General features: G+C 58.6%; 13 protein-coding genes. 2 read left to right on the top strand and 11 right to left on the bottom strand.

Annotated features, from left to right (window positions below; all coding sequences use genetic code 11):
* Positions 1-229 precede the first annotated feature (229 nt).
* On the top strand, positions 230-997 hold the full coding sequence (locus tag FR699_RS06345) for a DUF5781 family protein (RefSeq protein WP_154551245.1): 768 nt from the start codon (positions 230-232) through the stop codon (positions 995-997).
* A gap of 157 nt (positions 998-1,154) precedes the next feature.
* A complete protein-coding gene (locus FR699_RS06350) occupies positions 1,155-3,479 on the top strand; it encodes a vWA domain-containing protein (RefSeq protein ID WP_158854782.1) in 2,325 nt (774 codons plus the stop codon).
* 38 nt (positions 3,480-3,517) lie between these two features.
* On the opposite strand, the gene FR699_RS06355 is transcribed toward FR699_RS06350, so the two are convergent.
* The 11 genes from FR699_RS06355 to FR699_RS06405 form a co-directional block, all read right to left on the bottom strand.
* The gene (locus FR699_RS06355; protein WP_158854784.1) at positions 3,518-4,213 is read right to left on the bottom strand and encodes a hypothetical protein; all 696 of its coding nucleotides are present in this window, start codon (positions 4,211-4,213) and stop codon (positions 3,518-3,520) included.
* Between the two features lie 191 nt (positions 4,214-4,404).
* Entirely contained in the window at positions 4,405-5,340 is a 936-nt protein-coding gene (locus FR699_RS06360) for a PKD domain-containing protein (protein ID WP_158854786.1), read from the bottom strand.
* Positions 5,341-5,696: 356 nt separating this feature from the next.
* The gene (locus FR699_RS06365; protein ID WP_158854788.1) at positions 5,697-6,680 is read right to left on the bottom strand and encodes a hypothetical protein; all 984 of its coding nucleotides are present in this window, start codon (positions 6,678-6,680) and stop codon (positions 5,697-5,699) included.
* Positions 6,674-7,339 carry a hypothetical protein gene (locus FR699_RS06370; protein WP_158854790.1) on the bottom strand — a complete coding sequence of 222 codons (666 nt, stop codon included), beginning with the start codon at positions 7,337-7,339 and terminating at the stop codon, positions 6,674-6,676. The genes FR699_RS06365 and FR699_RS06370 overlap by 7 nt, the downstream gene beginning before the upstream one ends.
* A gap of 1 nt (position 7,340) precedes the next feature.
* A complete protein-coding gene (locus tag FR699_RS06375) occupies positions 7,341-7,844 on the bottom strand; it encodes a hypothetical protein (protein ID WP_158854792.1) in 504 nt (167 codons plus the stop codon).
* Between the two features lie 4 nt (positions 7,845-7,848).
* A complete protein-coding gene (locus tag FR699_RS06380; protein ID WP_158854794.1) occupies positions 7,849-9,885 on the bottom strand; it encodes a type II secretion system F family protein in 2,037 nt (678 codons plus the stop codon).
* Positions 9,882-12,431: a type II/IV secretion system ATPase subunit gene (locus FR699_RS06385; protein WP_154551238.1), complete on the bottom strand. Its 2,550-nt coding sequence runs from the start codon at positions 12,429-12,431 to the stop codon at positions 9,882-9,884. The genes FR699_RS06380 and FR699_RS06385 overlap by 4 nt, the downstream gene beginning before the upstream one ends.
* A 120-nt stretch (positions 12,432-12,551) precedes the next feature.
* Positions 12,552-13,697, bottom strand: coding sequence for a pyridoxal phosphate-dependent aminotransferase (locus FR699_RS06390; RefSeq protein ID WP_154551237.1), 1,146 nt, complete (start codon positions 13,695-13,697; stop codon positions 12,552-12,554).
* Positions 13,694-14,182, bottom strand: coding sequence for an Lrp/AsnC family transcriptional regulator (locus FR699_RS06395; protein ID WP_158854796.1), 489 nt, complete (start codon positions 14,180-14,182; stop codon positions 13,694-13,696). Before FR699_RS06395 ends, FR699_RS06390 begins: the two co-directional genes overlap by 4 nt.
* Positions 14,183-14,345: 163 nt before the next feature.
* On the bottom strand, positions 14,346-14,723 hold the full coding sequence (locus FR699_RS06400) for a hypothetical protein (RefSeq protein ID WP_158854798.1): 378 nt from the start codon (positions 14,721-14,723) through the stop codon (positions 14,346-14,348).
* Positions 14,724-14,759: 36 nt separating this feature from the next.
* Positions 14,760-15,578, bottom strand: a complete 819-nt coding sequence (locus FR699_RS06405; protein ID WP_154551234.1) for an endonuclease/exonuclease/phosphatase family protein — start codon at positions 15,576-15,578, stop codon at positions 14,760-14,762.
* Between the last annotated feature and the right edge of the window lie 8 nt (positions 15,579-15,586).

Consider the following 15,586-nt stretch of genomic DNA (forward strand, 5'->3'; position numbering starts at 1 on the left):
GAATAACAGACGAACACGGACGCTCGATAGACGACGACCGGTAAAGACCTTCCAACGGGATTTCGGCCGATAGCATATCGAAGACGCGCGAACGGCGAAACAGAGGAAATACCGACCGTAACAACAGTGCCAGGACATCAGAGTGAATCGGTGAGCGGTACGGAACTCGCTACCGGCCGCTGCCGGAGCCAGAAGAGTCATACGCCGCAAAAACATGTGAACAATACACATGGAATTGGTGGTCGAAGGTCCCGGCCCAGCCGAACCGTTCTACGGGGCGCGAGACATCTTTGAGAGCGAATACGGCCTCAACCAGCCCGTGTCCGTGTCGATTCACCGAGATCCCGACGAGCGGACGCGCGTCAGTCACGGTTCGGATGGCCACATCCTGAGTATCTCCCAGCAGGCAGCGACCAGTGTGATGGCACGGGAGCTGACGCTACACGAGTTTGCCCACATGCACCAACACGAGCAGCGACATCCATCACATACGCTTTCGACGGACGAAATCATCTTCCTCGCGCTTGCGGGTCGAAGCGTCGAGCGACGAACGCTCACCCAGTGCTATCAGATCATCAATCACGCCCGAGACATCTACGCTGACGACGTGTGGATCGACGTATCGCCGACAGCGAAGCTAGCGAGGTTCTTCGAATCCGGGCTTGCGGGGGCACTAATCGACCGGCCCAGCGAGCCTGTCGGGTGGGAACGGTCGAGCGGTAGCGACGATCCCGAGATCACCGCTGTCAACGCAGCGTTTGCGGTCGCACTGGTCGAGCGTCACGGACTGGCCGACCCGGACCATCGGATCTACGATTTGGCACAGGCGGCCGCCACAGATGCGCCAAACCTCGGGTTCGAGTACTTTCGAGAGCAATTTCGAGACCTCTCGACTGATCCGACTGAGAGTGAGTTTCGGTCTGCCCTGGTCGAATTGACACAAACGTACGTCACACAGGTGCGGTGCCGGCCGGATCAATCCGCTGGCGCTGACTGAGACGTACCCAACACAGTACCGAAGCGTGGCAGCGGAACGATCAGTGGGCTCGTTAGCCAGTCTCGAATACATTTATACTTCTACGACGCGATCCATGTGTACACTACCAATGAATCGCCGGGGGCTGATAGCGTCGAATGTGGGTGCAGATCGGGGTGTGTCCGAGTTACTCGGCTACGTCCTGTTGGTCGGCATCGTCATGACTGGGGCCGTTGCGATCGTGATATTTGGGGCGTCTGCAATCGGCGGGCTGCAGGAACAACAGGATGCGGAGGCGACCCAGACGATGATGCAGGAGGTCGACTCCCGGTTGGCAACGCTCTCGACCGCAAGCGAATCGCGCGCGGTCGGCTTTTCGTTCGCCGAAACAGACCAGACGGTCCAGCGATCGCCCGATCTGGTGCAAGACCAGGGATACGTCAATGTCACCGTCAACGGCAACGCGACGTGTTCGGCAAATATCTCACTCGATTCGATCCGGCTGGAAAACGAGGCTGGAGCGGTCATCGTCTACGAAGCGGGTGGTGTCTGGCGACTCTCTGAGGATGGGGCTGCCTCGATCGTCACGCCGCCGACCGTCTCGATCCAGGACGGACAGGTTAGCCTGTCGCTGACGAACATGACAGGCAGCGTCGCCGCCGAAGACAACCAGGCGATCTTGAACGCGACTTCGTCGGCGGCCGACTCGACTGCGGCGATGAATAAACTGTTACAGGGCTCTTGCATGCGCCCCGATAACGTCACGGTGCAGGTCCAGAGCGACATGTATCAGGCGTGGGGCGAACACCTGGCAGGCGAGACGGGATTGGATGTCCGCCCGTCGCCGCCGGCCGGGAATGGGAGTTACCTCGTCGTCGACGATAGTACGGAAACGGCAACGGTCTATCTCAACCAGAGCGCGTTGCCCGAGCGGACGAACGACGCCGAGAACAACGTCGTCGACGTGACTGGAGCCAGCTACATGGACGACGTGATGGTGACCAGTGACGGAATCTCCGTCAGCAAGGACGCGAACAATACATATACTGTCTACGCGGAACCGGTCGCAGACGACATCGAGATCGGGTCCGTCCAACGCATCGCGCAGGCAGACAACGTGACGCGGCCACCGCTCGACGTGGTGTTCGTCGTCGACGAGTCCGGGTCGATGGGGGATGATGGCCCCTCTGGACAAGAAAAACGAGAATCTGTTAAGGGATCTGCACGAAATTTCATTACATATTTGGATAGTGATATGGATCGCGTTGGACTAGTCGGATTTCAGGAAGTCCCGGACGTGTATGATGAGGATAATCCCTCTTCAACAGGGCGATTCCCCTATCCCCATCCTAACTTCGGACGCATCTATCGAACTAACGATTTGATGTTGACTAGCGACTTTAGTGCTTTCAATGACACGTCTGGAGGCACGTTGGAGCGTCTTCAAGCGGAGGGATGGACGTACTCTGCGGGGGGAATGAAGAAAGCCTACTCGCTACTAGATCTCAAAAGCAATGAGAATAGGAATAGAATCATCGTTCTGCTATCTGATGGTAAAAATAAGCATAATCACTACGAAGATTGGTGGGTCAGCGGCACGAAATACGAATCTTACCGATCGTATTTCTATAACGGTCATTTATACGATGGGGATGAAGCAGGAACAGACGCCGCTACTATCAAAGTCGCGCAGCTGGCCAGTAATTCGGGAATAACGAGCTATACAGTCGGATTTGGAAACAGTGCGAAGATTGACGAAGATCTCCTCTCAGATGTCGCAAAAGCCGGCACTGGTAAATACTACTATGCTAAAAACGCTTCTGCTCTTGAGGAGGCATTTTCTTCAATTGCTGAACGCGTTTCCAGCACCAAACAAGTCGGTCGTCTCCCGATGTCGACGAACCTCTCGGCGAATGGCTCTACCCATCCGCCCCAGATTACCGGTGACGTCACTCGAATAGCGAACGTGACCCAGGGCGGTGAGACGTTCCTCAACGTCAACGACCCGTTCGCGCCGTCGACGTTCAGTCACGCCTTCACCGTCTCCGACGGCGAGATGGTGAACTTCAGCGCGACGGTCTACGGGTGTGACCGGTGGGTGGCGACGAGTCAGACTGAGACGATCAACGGAAGCCAGTACCCTGTGACGCGCTGTGCGGCGATGAACAAGTCCGACGGCACCACTGTCGAAGACAACAACGTCAGCGTCTACACGAACGACGATTCCGCGGCGTTTACGTCGGATCTATCGGGGTGGGAGACGGCCGAGTGGCAGACGAATCTGACCGACGCACTCAACGAGAGCAACCTATACAATACGACGACGGATCAGCTCAACCTCGAAAGCAATCAGGTCCTCGTCGCATATGACTTCCCCCAACAGAGCGGGTCAGAGACCGACAACATCATGCTCATGCGCTATACGATCGGTCTAAGCGAGGAGAACGCCCGACCGAGCGGTATCATCGACGTCGACATCAACAACGTCAGAATCGAAAGCTGAGGGTGAGTGGAGCGGTGTATGAGGGCGCGTCGCGGTCGTCACCTGCCAAATTCGATCGTGATGTTCTGTCGACGGACGAAGGCCCGTTCGATCGGATCTGATGGACTGCCACACTGTGCTGTTGATCCAGACACGGTCCAGTTCTCTGCTCGGTCGAAGTGATCGAGCCATGCATCCTCACGTGGTGAGGTGAACGAGACGCTGATCCAATCGACGTCACTGACGCTCCCCTGGCCGGATTGATTGACTGGGTATAGCAGGTCCGTTCCGTTCGCACTCGCGGTCACTTCCAAGGCCCCGCCGCCGCCCGTGGACGTTTCCGGCGATTGAATCGTCACGAACGACAAGACAGCTACGTCGTCTGTACAGACGAGGCCCGGCTTGTGCTTGATTGTGCCGCCATTTTCCCGGCCGCGAAAGGTAGCCCCACTTTCATAGGAGATATTCGTTGCATCTTTCGAGTACACCAATGCGTTCAGTGGGACTGAGAACGATCTATCGGGGCTACTCGATCGATGGATCGTCACCGTAGCCGTGGACGATCGTTCGACCTCGATGGTACCTTGATACAGGTCCAGCGATTCCTGGCGGCTGATTGCGCCTCCTTCTTCAATCGAGTCGAAAGAGTTGGCGAAAATCTCGAACGCACTTTCGGCATTGTCGAGTTGTTGGTTTGTCTTGAAATCGTCGAGTTGCGCGAACCCGACCGTCGAAACCAGCACAACCGACGCCATGATGATCGAAAACGTGAGGATGAAACCGATCAGGTCGGAGACGGCCCGATCGTTGGTACGAATCTGAATCTGTGTCGGTAGTTGGTTTCCTGAATCGTTGTTTGATTGAGCGATCGAATTTGCCTCTGAGCGGGTATTTGTCCCCGATAACGCTATTTCGTTGTGACCCCTCATCTGGTCTTCTCTTTCCATCATGGGTCAGTCCCTTCGAACATTGTCCGGTGTGACTCTCCGTTAAGCCAATACCGAATCCCGATGACTACCGGGCTAGGATTTCCGTTCATCCCGTTGAACGTTACAGTAACACTCTCACCCGAGGGAATCTCAACCTGGCTGGGGTCTTCAATCGCGATTATCTTCCCGTCTGGTTTATCTTTGTCTTTGAAACTAATTTCACGATATTCCTCGTAGTATCCAGAATCCCACTGAACGACTACCTCTGGATACTTGTTCGAATCGATTTTCACTTCACCGCTTTTCGAAAACTCAGGGTTTACGAGGATGTGGCTGACGATGATTTCATCGGACCAAGTGTTCTCATAGGAGAACGAGACTGTCTTACCCCCACCACCACCTCCAGTGGCAACTGTGTAGTCCGAATTGTACTCCAATCCTGAAACTGAGACATTCCGCGTCACCCGCGCCGTCGCGTCGTCATCGTCGACGACTTTGAGTGTCACATTGTGTTCGCCCGGCGAGAGCGTTGTCTGGTAGGTCTCGCTGTCGACGCCGACGTCAATCCCGTCGACGAACCAGATATACTTTTCAATCGACCCGTCTGGATCGCGGCTCGCTGAGGCGTTAAATTTGACTGGCTCGTCACTGACAGGATACTCGGTTTCGACTTCGAACTTGGCAATCGGTGGTCGATTCGTCGGCCCAGAAGCGTTTCCGTAGTTGATTCGGCGCACATCTGCCCCCACGCCCACTCGCAAATCCTGCTCGACCGGGACGACGGCAGCATCAGTCGTCACGCCTGTTGTTCTGGTGGCCGATACGCCGAACGTGGATTGATCGACGCGATCGATCGAGAGCCGGACGTCAGAGCGATTTTGAACCGGAAATTCACGGACCGTGTTCTCCCCACTTCGGGTAATCTCCACCACCAGACACGCATTCGCCGCCATGCCGAGCGTGCACTCACCTGGCGATCGTAGCTCCACGGAGTAGGCGTTCGAGACGATATCTCGTGGCTGACTGACCTGCAACGAGGCTTGCTGGCTATTGCGGGCCAGTCTGCCGACGGTTTCCAGTTCCGTCGCCAGTTCAGTGCCGACACTCTCGATCACGGTATCGGCAGCATACTGCTTTTGGTCTGCCAGATAGCCGTTGGCGGCGATCAACAACCCCACGACGAGTACTGTCGTGATCCCGAGGGAGAGAGTGTGCGTGATCGGTGTCGAAAGTGCTCTGTCAGTATCCAGGCGGTGATGGCGGTTCGAATCTGATCGGTGCGATATCTGTGTGTCTTGCTGGTGGTCGTTCATGAGGTCCCCCCGTAGACGCTGACGTTACGTTGCTGGCTGAGTTGGACAGTCTCACTCAAATAAGTGAGATCGATCGAACCTTGCCAGACCGCTGGTGTGAGACATCGTTCTCCCCCAGGAGGAGTACACGTCGGAAGACCGTTCCAGGGAGTCCCGTCCCAGGTTCGATTGGTCACGATCGCGTACTGGCCAGTGATTTCAGTCCCGTTGTGGACATCGACGGTCATGGGCGCGTTGAGCGTCTCCTCGATGCCAGGGAACGTACACTCGCCGGTTGGGCTCGACCCACCATAGAGATCTACAAGAGCGCGCCCCCCGGACGACTGGCACGACACAGCGTCCAGCACGGATCCGGAGCCGTCAGTCACAATGACACTGAGATTATCATTGGCTGATTGGTTCAGTGTGTAGTTGAGCGTCTCACTCCCGTGAGTGACAGAAATCGTCGACTCGGTCGTCGACGTGTCTCGAACGTTCACGTTCAGTAGGAACCAACCGATGTCGCTCGTTGAACCGGGTACAACTCCCCAGTCCCCATTGGTCGGGTTACCTGGTTCCGAAAAGTTCCGGTCTTGCCACTGGACGATTCGCGTGCCATTTACCACAGTTCCACTGTAGGTAACGTTCGCGTAGACTGTTCCCGTCGTCGCGAACGAACGAGACAGGCCGTCGCTGTACTCCATGAGAGCCCGTGTCGTGTTGGCGTTGACGTCTGAGATCGACCGGTTGCGCTGGACGTGGTTCACCCGGAGCATGATCGAGCGAGCATTGCGGGTGGCTTCGTAGGTGAATTCGTCGACGTCGTTGATCTGGGTCGCTTCCTGCGCTGAGCCGACGTTTGCAGTGTACAGTACAGTGTTGATGACCAGTGCCAGGGCGACGATCGTGACGGCGATAAGCACTGCGCCGATCAAGAGCATCTGCCCACGGCTGGCCGCCTCGAAGCGCTCGCCCCGTGGCCCGATTCGATCAGTCACCATACGATCAGTCGCACCTCCAAAACGTTGTAGACAGGACCGTCGACGGCATTGGGCACCGGGTAGTACCCACTCTTGTTGCCCGGGTTACGCGTCGGGTGGGTATCGTACTCCCACAATTCCGCCGCTCCAGCCGACGGCGACGTAAGAGTCATATTGTCATAGAGGACGACCCGATGGGTCGCTACGACGGCACTCTCGGAGGGCGTTCCCTGTGAGGCGATCGTGACCGTTCCCGTTCCGTTCGACGGGTTCGACTCCAGATACGACATTTCGACGTTGTACAGCCGTCCCCGGGTAGCAAACGTATCGACCAAGAGGTCGCCAAACGGTCCCGGTATGCGTTGGGTCCCATAGCCGACGTCCGGATTGACAGCGCCTGCGAAAGTCCGACTTTGCTGTGACCAGTTTCGGACGAGCGTCGACAGACGCTCCCGTTCGGACTGTGAAGCCACCATCAACGTGTCATCGGCTTGCTGGCGGAGGTCTGCCCGGACTGCCGGGTCGACAGTGCCGCCAGTCGTCGGCGTGATGATGACGACCTGCATCGCGTACCACAGCGCCGTCAGAATGAGAATTGCACCGACGAGCCCTTCGAGTGTAAATGCCTGTCCGCGGTCATCGTCCCCCGTTCCCAATGTACGCGTTCGTTCCTGTCTCATGTTACCACGTCCGTACGACGAGTCGACAACCCGGATCACAGCCAGAGAACCCGGCATCGACAATCCGCACCGAGATGGCAGTCCGATCGTTCGTGACTGGATTGCCGGACGCGTTGAGATGTGCCATCCCATCCAGTCGCTGTAATGTTATGTTGAGTCCTGTATCACTCGGGAGTCCAAATTGCGACTTGAGGTCCGCAACCGACCGAGAATCGTTGAATACCGTCTGGTTCAGTCGTGTGGCGTTCAGGACGTTTGGCTCGGCGGGCTTCGAGAAGTTCGACACCATCTCCTCGGTGACGCGATCGGCTGCGGCCTCAGTATTGCCGTCAAGCGACGATTCAAACGGCGTCAACAACCCCGGAAACAGCGCCAACACGAACATGAAGCCAATCATGAAGATGCTAATTCCCAGAACGAAATCTTGCATCGTCTGGGCACGGTCCTGCTGGTCGGCCTCTCGCCAACCCTTCTCGTTCGCGTCCTTCGAATCCCGACGTATCATTGGCTCAACTCACAACGATCCAGACACTGAGCGTCACTGTCAACAATGCAACGGCATATTTGAGGCCGGCAACGAGACTCACGTTCCGAATGTAGCCGGCAATGATGGCCGAGGAGATGGCCTGCAGTGTCACGGCGTGCAGGAACAGCATCGAGAGGAGATCGGGACCGGGCATGTCAGAGCCGATACTCTGGACGGAACTGCCCCCGTCCGCACTCGAGGCCTGCTGAGAGAGTCCAGCCATCGTCTCGAAGAACTGCACTTTCAGCATCGCGATCACACCCAACAGCGTCAGGAACGTCATAATCACGATCACGACTTGCATCCGCGTCCGGGATTTCCGGTCGCGATCGATGTCGTCCTGATTTTCGCTTGCCTGTGCGGCCGTCGAGAGGACGTCCTGAATCTGGTTCGAGGCTTCCTGAGCCTCGCTGACAAGCTTGACTGTCCGGGCGAGTCGCGGAACGTGATACTTGTTGTTGAACTCCCGAAGCGCCTGTTTGAGACTCGTGCCGTACTGGACTTTCCGGTTCATGATCGTGAACTCATCGGCCAGTCGGCCCGACGAGGTGTTGGCGACGACTTTCAACGATTCGAGCAGCGTCATCCCAGTCTCGTTGGCACTAGAGAGTTTCCGGAGGTTCTCGGAGAGTTTGCCGATGATCGCCTTCCGATGACGGACGTTCCACTCGTGGAAGATCGCAAGCGGAATGAAATTGATGTAGGCCGGAACGTACAGCCAGAAGAACGTTCCCTGTAGTGGATCGCTCATCATCCCTTCTAGGGACGTCGGTGCCCACCCCATCAGGACGGAGATCACCAGGGCCGTCAGTGTCGCCGGGACAGTCAACGCGAGCACGTACAGTGGGTTGTCCCGGAAGAAGATGTGCGGAGACCGCATGATCTCGAGGGCTTGATGGGTCCCTTCACGGTCGTTAATCCGGTCGAAAACGCTGTACTCGCCCTTGTACCGTTCGATCAAGCCGAGATCGAAGAGGTTGGTCTGGCCCTCGATCAAGGCCTCTTTCTCGGGGTCGTCCGGCTGTAAGTACCCACTCGAACTCTCGTCGGACGTGACCGTCGACACCAGCACCAGGAAGGCGACGTTGATCAACGGAATCAGCCCGTAAACCGTGATATACATCAACTGTGTACTCGCGTTGCCCATCATCGACATCACGACGAGGATGATGATGAGCAAGAGGGGAAACAGCGAGAGCGTCATGTACATCTCGCCGAACAACTCCAGAGTCTCGAGCATGCGCTGTTGCTCCTGTTTGCTGGTGCGCATGTACTTGTCCTTCTGATCCTCGAGGAAGTCCGTCATGTTCCCCCCGGAGTCGACGATCGAGAGCATGTCCGTCAGGAACTGGCTCAACTCGTCGCTGGGCGTCCGGATCGCCTGGTTACGGATCGCCGTCCGATAGTCCGTATCGAAATACTCTGTTTCGAGGACGATACTTTGGAATTCCTTTGCTACTTCGCCGTAGGTGTCGTCGGCATCGGCGATCGATTCGAGAATGTCCAGTTGATTGAGGCCGCCAACCGACAGCGCGTACATGAACGAGACGGCATCGGAAAGCATGACGTTGATCTCCCGTTCCCGGGCGCTGGCCCGAAAGTACGGGATCGACACCAGCGAACCGAACCCGACCAGAAAGCCGATCGTCCCGAACACGAGCCCAGAGACGAACACGAGAAACGGCAGTTTCAGTGCCTGGACGATCGGGAGGATGCTTTCGGGAAGGCCGAGTCCGAGAAACGACGGTGCGCCACCGGCAAACAACGTCGTCACGAGCAGGTAGCCGAGCAACATGCCGACCAGCCAGAGCGACGTCCCGGCGATCGTCCCGACGGCAAGCGCCCGCGAGAGGAACATCTCGACGTTGTCGGCCATCCGCGACTCGCCCAGTTTCGTCTCGACGTTGGCAACGAAGTCCCCGTCTTCGTCGAACAGCCGGCGGAACAGTGGGTAGAAGGTATCCCCGAGGCTCCCGGCCTCACCGATCCGCGAGCCGGATTGGCGTCGTTCGAGGCTCATTCGTTCTCAGGTCCCTCGACACCCGCTTTGGGCACGAACTGACCGAAGTCGACGGTCCCGTCGTCTTCGTCTTCGGTCAACTCGTCGCCACTCACGTCCGCAAGTGCGTTTACGATGTCAGATCTGGCCTGGTCCTTGTACCGGTCGAACAACGGCTGGGCGTTGTCGATGACGCCTTGGGCTTCCTCGGCCAACTCGTCGGGTGGATCCGGTCGTGGCACCATCTCCTCTTTGGCCGGATCGACGGTAATCTGAACTGATTCCATCTCTCGGAGGTCTTCGAGACTCCGTTCGAGTTGGCCGTTGGCGATCAACGTCATGATCGTCTCGGGATCGTTGATGAACGCCTGGACCGTCGCGGCAACCTCGGTGTAGGTGTTCAGCCCCTGCTCGATGAGATGTGCGAGGACGACCTTGCGCATGAACAGTTCTTCGTCCAACGTGTCCTGGTCCCACCCACGGTCGAACTTGATGTCTTCGAGGGTCGACGAAGAGCCCATCTGCAGGAACTGGTCGGACTCGGCCTGCCACTGGTAGACGTCCCTGACGTTGATCTCGTCGTTCTCCGGGGTGTACTCGTTGATCTCGGTCAACGTCTTGTTCCGGCGAACCTTCCGACCCTGGACGCGCGTTTGGGTCTGGATCGAGACGAGATCCAGCGCCGTAAACAGCGTCTTCGAGACGTTGATCGGGTCGGTCGTGAATCGCTTGATCACCTCGCCGACGGTGTCGGCGTGGAACGTCGAGTACCCGGTGTGGCCGGTGGACATGACCTGGAACAGGTCACGCCCCTCTTCCCCACGAACCTCGCCCATGACGATGTAGTCCGGGCGCTGGCGGAGTGCGGCCTCCAACAGATCGAACTCGTCGATGTCGCCTTTCTCGTCGTCACCAAAGGAAGGCCGGGTCACGCTAGCCACCCAGTTTCGCTGTGGCAACTCGACCTCACGGGTGTCCTCGATGGAGACGATCTTGGAGTTGCTGGGGATGAACAGCGAAATCGCGTTCAGGCTGGTCGTCTTCCCCGAGGCCGTCCCGCCGGCGAAGATCATCGACTTGTTGTTCTCGATCGCCAACCAGAGGAACGCCATCTCGTCCAGCGAGAAGGTGTTCCAGTTGATCAGGTCGATCGGCGTAAAGGGGACGTCTTTGAACTGCCGGATCGTGTAGTTGGTCCCGTGATCGGAGACTTCCGTGCCGAGAGTCAACTGTGCGCGCGACCCATCGGGGAGGGTCGCGTCGACCTGTGGCTGCCGTTTGGAGATCCCTTTGCCCGAGCGCTGGGCGAGTTTGACGACGAAGTCGTCCAGATCACTCTCCCCGTGTTCGACGTTTGAGATCGTCTGCTCGTAGTCGGTGTGATAGACGAACACCCGGGAGTTGTACCCGTCACAGGAGATATCCTCGACGTTGATGTCGTGTTTGATCGGATCGATCTTGCCGTAGCCGATGTAGTCCCGCTTCAACAGGTACAGCAGTTTCTCGACCTGGTATTCGGTCAGAGTATCTGCGTCTTCTTCGAGGATTGCCGGCTCCGGTCGGGCCGCGATCCCGTCGAGTTCGGTGGACTGATCGAGCTGGTCGGGTTCGGCGGACTCCTCGCCCAGGCCGAGCAGCTGTTTTACCCAGTCACCCGTCGTTTGGCCCACACGATCCGTGTTCGGTTCGTCGTAGATATCGTACCGTTTGAGGAGCGCCTGGGCTTCGCGCTCGATGACCGCCGCCCGACCCTCGGCGTCGTCGCCAACAGCCACGCCCTCTTCGGCGTATTTGATCGCCGTCTTGAGTTTACTGCCGAGAAAGTCCTTGAGCTCGAGTTCGAGCGCGTTCAGCGTCGGCTCGACGACGTAGTACTTACGCTCGTTCTCCTTTATCGAATGGAACAAGATGACACAAGCGTAGGGTTTGTTGACCCAGTAGCGCTCGACTTCCTCGAAGTGGCGCTTTTTCTCCATCGGGACGGCTTTCTCCAGATCGTATCGATTGACGATCGTCGTGTGGCCCTCGACCGTCGAGAAGAACTCGTCTTCGTCCAGTTCCGGGTTGACGTCGACCGTCCGCTGATCGACGAGATCCACCAGTGCCTCCGCTTTGTCTTGGCCGTGGCTCAGTCGTCTTTCAGTCTCGTCGGGATCGAATCCGAGATGGGCGGCCCGATCGAACGGGATCTTTGTCCCGTCGTCCTCACGCGGTGGCGAGCCGTCCCCATCGTAGTAAAACTCCTGTTTGAAGTGCTCCCACCGATACTCACCTTTACGGACGGGCGTCGTTGCGGGGTCGATAAAATCCTGAAAATAGTCGTCGAGTTGGCGTGCGTTGCTCGAACACTCCCCGAGCAACTGCTCGGTGCGCTGTGGGTCGAATCCGAGATATTCGCTTCGGTCAAACTGTCCACCCTCGTGAAATTCACGCCGAAAATCGATCCACGTGTATCCGTCGGGTTCGTCGTCGTCACCTCCCTCTGGATCGCTATCCCCGTCGAATAAGGAACTCGCCCGCGACCGGAGCGAACCCTCGTCGCCACCCTCTTTATCATCAATTGCCATTGGTGTAGCATCATTCATTCAAGCGAAAAAAGGTTACGTCAGACGATCGTAAAGTCGTCGACTGCGACCATTCTATCACCGACGGCAACCCAAGAGACAGTACTGCACTCTGGGTCGAGATTACGAGATGAACGATTCGAACCGCGCCAGTGCTTCTTTGAGGTCACTGAGCCCAGTCGCATAGGAGACTCGGAGATGGCCGCTACCGCCGTCACCGAAGGCAGTCCCGGGCACGACGGCGACGCCCTCGGATTCGAGGAGTGCCTCGGCGAAGGCTTCGCTGTCGTCCCAGGGTGATTCGGGGAACGCATAGAAGGCTCCACTGGCCGGGAAACAGTCGACACCCATCTCCTCGAACCGTGAGAGCACAAAGCGCCGTCGCCGGTTGTACTGGTTGCGCATCTCCGCGACGTCGTCGGCACACCGGTCCAGAGCCTCGATAGCGGCGTGCTGTGGCGTCGTCGGGGCCGACAGCATCGTGTACTGGTGGATGCGGTTCATGGCCGTGATCACTTCCGGCGGCCCCATCGCGTAGCCCAGCCGCAGGCCAGTCATGGCGTAGGCTTTCGAGAAGCCGTTGAAGACGATCGTTCGCTCACGCATCCCGGGTAGCGTCGCGATCGAGGTGTGCTCGTGTTCGTAACTCAACTCCGAGTACACCTCGTCGCTCAATACGACGAGATCGTTCTCCCGTGCGAAGGCTGCGACCTCACGCAGTTCGTCTTCGGTCATGGTCGCGCCCGTCGGGTTGTTCGGGTAGTTCATCACCAGCGCGTCGGCCCCAGCCGCGCCGCTCGCTGCTAGCACTTCACGCGTAAGCTTGAACTCGTCTTCACGTCTGGTCGCCACCGCCAGTGGGTCGCCGCCAGCGAAGATCACGCCTGGTTTGTACGAGACGTACGCTGGCTGGGCTATCGCGACAGTATCATCCGGATCGACGATCGCTCGGAGGGCGAGATCGACCCCCTCGCTGACGCCGGTCGTCACCAGCACCTCTTGGGCGGGATCGTAATCCAGATCGTATCGCTGGTCGACATCCGCGGCGATCCGTTCCCGAAGTTCGAGTTTGCCCCGATTTGCCGTATACGACGTCTTGCCGGCCTCTAAAGAGGCGATCGCCGCTTCGCGGGCACTCCAGGGAGCCGAAAAGTCGGGCTCGCCGACACCAAGCGAGATGATGTCGTCCTGTTGTTCGGCGAGTTCGAAAAACCGGCGGATTCCCGACGGCGGGACTTGCTCGACGCGCTCGCTCGGCTCGATGGTCATGGTGAGATCGAGAGCCGATCGTCCTCGTCGCCGTCACCGAATTCGATGCCGTTCTCCTTGTAAGAGTCCATCACGTAATGGGTAACCGTCTGGGTGATCTCGGGGATCGGCGCGACCTTCTCGCTGATGAACCACGACACCTCGCTCATCGAGTCGCCCTCGACTTCCATGAGGAAATCGTAGTCACCGCTCATCAGCCGGAGGGTCGTTACCTCCGGGAACTTCGCGATCCGGTCGGCGATGTCGCCGTAGCTGGTCTCGCGGTCCAGCGTCACGTTGAGCTCGACCGTCGCTCGCACGCGCTCACGATCGAGTTCGTCCCAGTCGACGACAGCCTGGTAGCCTCGGAGAGCCCCAGCGGCTTCGAGATCTTCGAGTGCTTTCTCGACGCGTGGTTCCTCCATGTCGGCCAACCGCGCGAGTTCGGCCGTCGAGTAGCGGGCGTTTTCTCTCAACAGCTCCAGGAGTTCGTCGCGACTGTTCATATGCACCGGCGGGCGAGCGCGCACAATAAGGTTTGCTACCTGGCTGAACGAACCGAGAGACGGCATGCTCGATCGACACGTAGCATCGAGGGACCGCTACTGCTCGTCGCTGGCTAGCATCGGGCCTCGCGGTCGATTGGACCGCGCGCAGTCCCGTTTCCAACTACCCGATCGGTCCTGAACGGGATCCCTCGTCGACAGCACTGCCCGCATCGGCGACAGATTCACGTTCGATCGCGACGGCCGACTCGGCGACCCCGATGCGGCTGAACTGCGTTCGGAGGTGGTCCTTTGCCGCCTCGATCGCTCGAGCACGGTCTTCGAACCCTCGCGGGGCGGGCGTCTCGAAGGCGACGTTGACCTCGCGATCGTCGATCTGCTGGACGACCCCGCCACTCACGACCTCGTAGAAGGCATCACAGACCCAGACGTACGGCGCGTCCGCGTCGGGAGCCCCCTCGTAACTCGGAGGCGTCTCGCCGGGTTCGTACAGCGTCCCCGTCAGTGCGGTCCCGCCGGCCCGGCCACGGATGAGTAACATAGCAATACTACGTCCGCCAGCAACAAAAGCCAGCGGTCACACCCCGCGAGCAGAGCCAGCGGGATCGACGTCGACCAGCACCGGGAGATGATCAGATGGGAATGCCCCACTGTCGTCGAAGTCGGTACAGACACCGTGTTGCCCGACCGCAACGTCGTCGCTGACGAACACGTGATCGATCTTGCGATCCGGCAGCAGCGTCTCGAAGTCAGTCCGAGACGTCTTGGGCCCGTGGTGGGGCTGGGGAGACCGATCCATGGCGTTCGAGAGCGGCGAGACGGAGTCGGTCCCTTCTGCAAGGATCTCGTGGGCCGGCTCGCCCACGACGACATTGAAGTCCCCGGTCAAGACGATCGGATCGCCGTCGGCAATGTGGGGGAGACGGTCCAGCAACAGCCAGGCACTCTCTCGGCGTGCCTTCGGGCCGTCGTGGGAGAAGTGTGTGTTCGCCTGGAGGAACCGCGTCCCAGTCTGTCGATCACGGAGGCGCGCCCAGGTGACGATCCGGGGATAGCTGGCGTCCCAGCCGACACTCCCTGATTGCCCGGGCGTTTCTGAGAGCCAGAGCGTATCCGTGTCCTCACACTCGAGGCGATCGGTCCGGTAGCCGATCGGCGAGAACTCGCCGCCGCTGGCGCCATCTGAGCGGCCAACGCCGACCCACTCCAATTCCGGGACACGCTCGGCGATGTCCGCGAGCTGGTGGTCGAGTGGCTCCTGCAAGCCGATCACGTCGGGGGCGTGAAAACGGATCGTCCCCGCCACGCGATCTCGCCGGTGTTCCCAGGCGTGTTTGCCGTCCTCGGACGTATCGTACCGGACGTTGTAGGACATGGCCCGTAGCCAGTCGGACATTACACGGG

Source organism: Halorhabdus sp. CUG00001, from assembly GCF_009797925.1.
In the GTDB taxonomy this organism is placed as follows: domain Archaea; phylum Halobacteriota; class Halobacteria; order Halobacteriales; family Haloarculaceae; genus Halorhabdus.

What these genes read in the sequence shown, in the direction of transcription:
- FR699_RS06345 (WP_154551245.1), top strand. Translation starts at nt 230, where the DNA reads ATGGAATTGGTGGTCGAAGGTCCCGGCCCAGCCGAACCGTTCTACGGG.
- FR699_RS06355 (WP_158854784.1), bottom strand. Translation starts at nt 4,213, where the DNA reads ATGGCGTCGGTTGTGCTGGTTTCGACGGTCGGGTTCGCGCAACTCGAC.
- FR699_RS06360 (WP_158854786.1), bottom strand. Translation starts at nt 5,340, where the DNA reads ATGGCGGCGAATGCGTGTCTGGTGGTGGAGATTACCCGAAGTGGGGAG.
- FR699_RS06365 (WP_158854788.1), bottom strand. Translation starts at nt 6,680, where the DNA reads ATGGTGACTGATCGAATCGGGCCACGGGGCGAGCGCTTCGAGGCGGCC.
- FR699_RS06370 (WP_158854790.1), bottom strand. Translation starts at nt 7,339, where the DNA reads ATGAGACAGGAACGAACGCGTACATTGGGAACGGGGGACGATGACCGC.
- FR699_RS06375 (WP_158854792.1), bottom strand. Translation starts at nt 7,844, where the DNA reads ATGATACGTCGGGATTCGAAGGACGCGAACGAGAAGGGTTGGCGAGAG.
- FR699_RS06380 (WP_158854794.1), bottom strand. Translation starts at nt 9,885, where the DNA reads ATGAGCCTCGAACGACGCCAATCCGGCTCGCGGATCGGTGAGGCCGGG.
- FR699_RS06385 (WP_154551238.1), bottom strand. Translation starts at nt 12,431, where the DNA reads ATGGCAATTGATGATAAAGAGGGTGGCGACGAGGGTTCGCTCCGGTCG.
- FR699_RS06390 (WP_154551237.1), bottom strand. Translation starts at nt 13,697, where the DNA reads ATGACCATCGAGCCGAGCGAGCGCGTCGAGCAAGTCCCGCCGTCGGGA.
- FR699_RS06395 (WP_158854796.1), bottom strand. Translation starts at nt 14,182, where the DNA reads ATGAACAGTCGCGACGAACTCCTGGAGCTGTTGAGAGAAAACGCCCGC.
- FR699_RS06400 (WP_158854798.1), bottom strand. Translation starts at nt 14,723, where the DNA reads ATGTTACTCATCCGTGGCCGGGCCGGCGGGACCGCACTGACGGGGACG.
- FR699_RS06405 (WP_154551234.1), bottom strand. Translation starts at nt 15,578, where the DNA reads ATGTCCGACTGGCTACGGGCCATGTCCTACAACGTCCGGTACGATACG.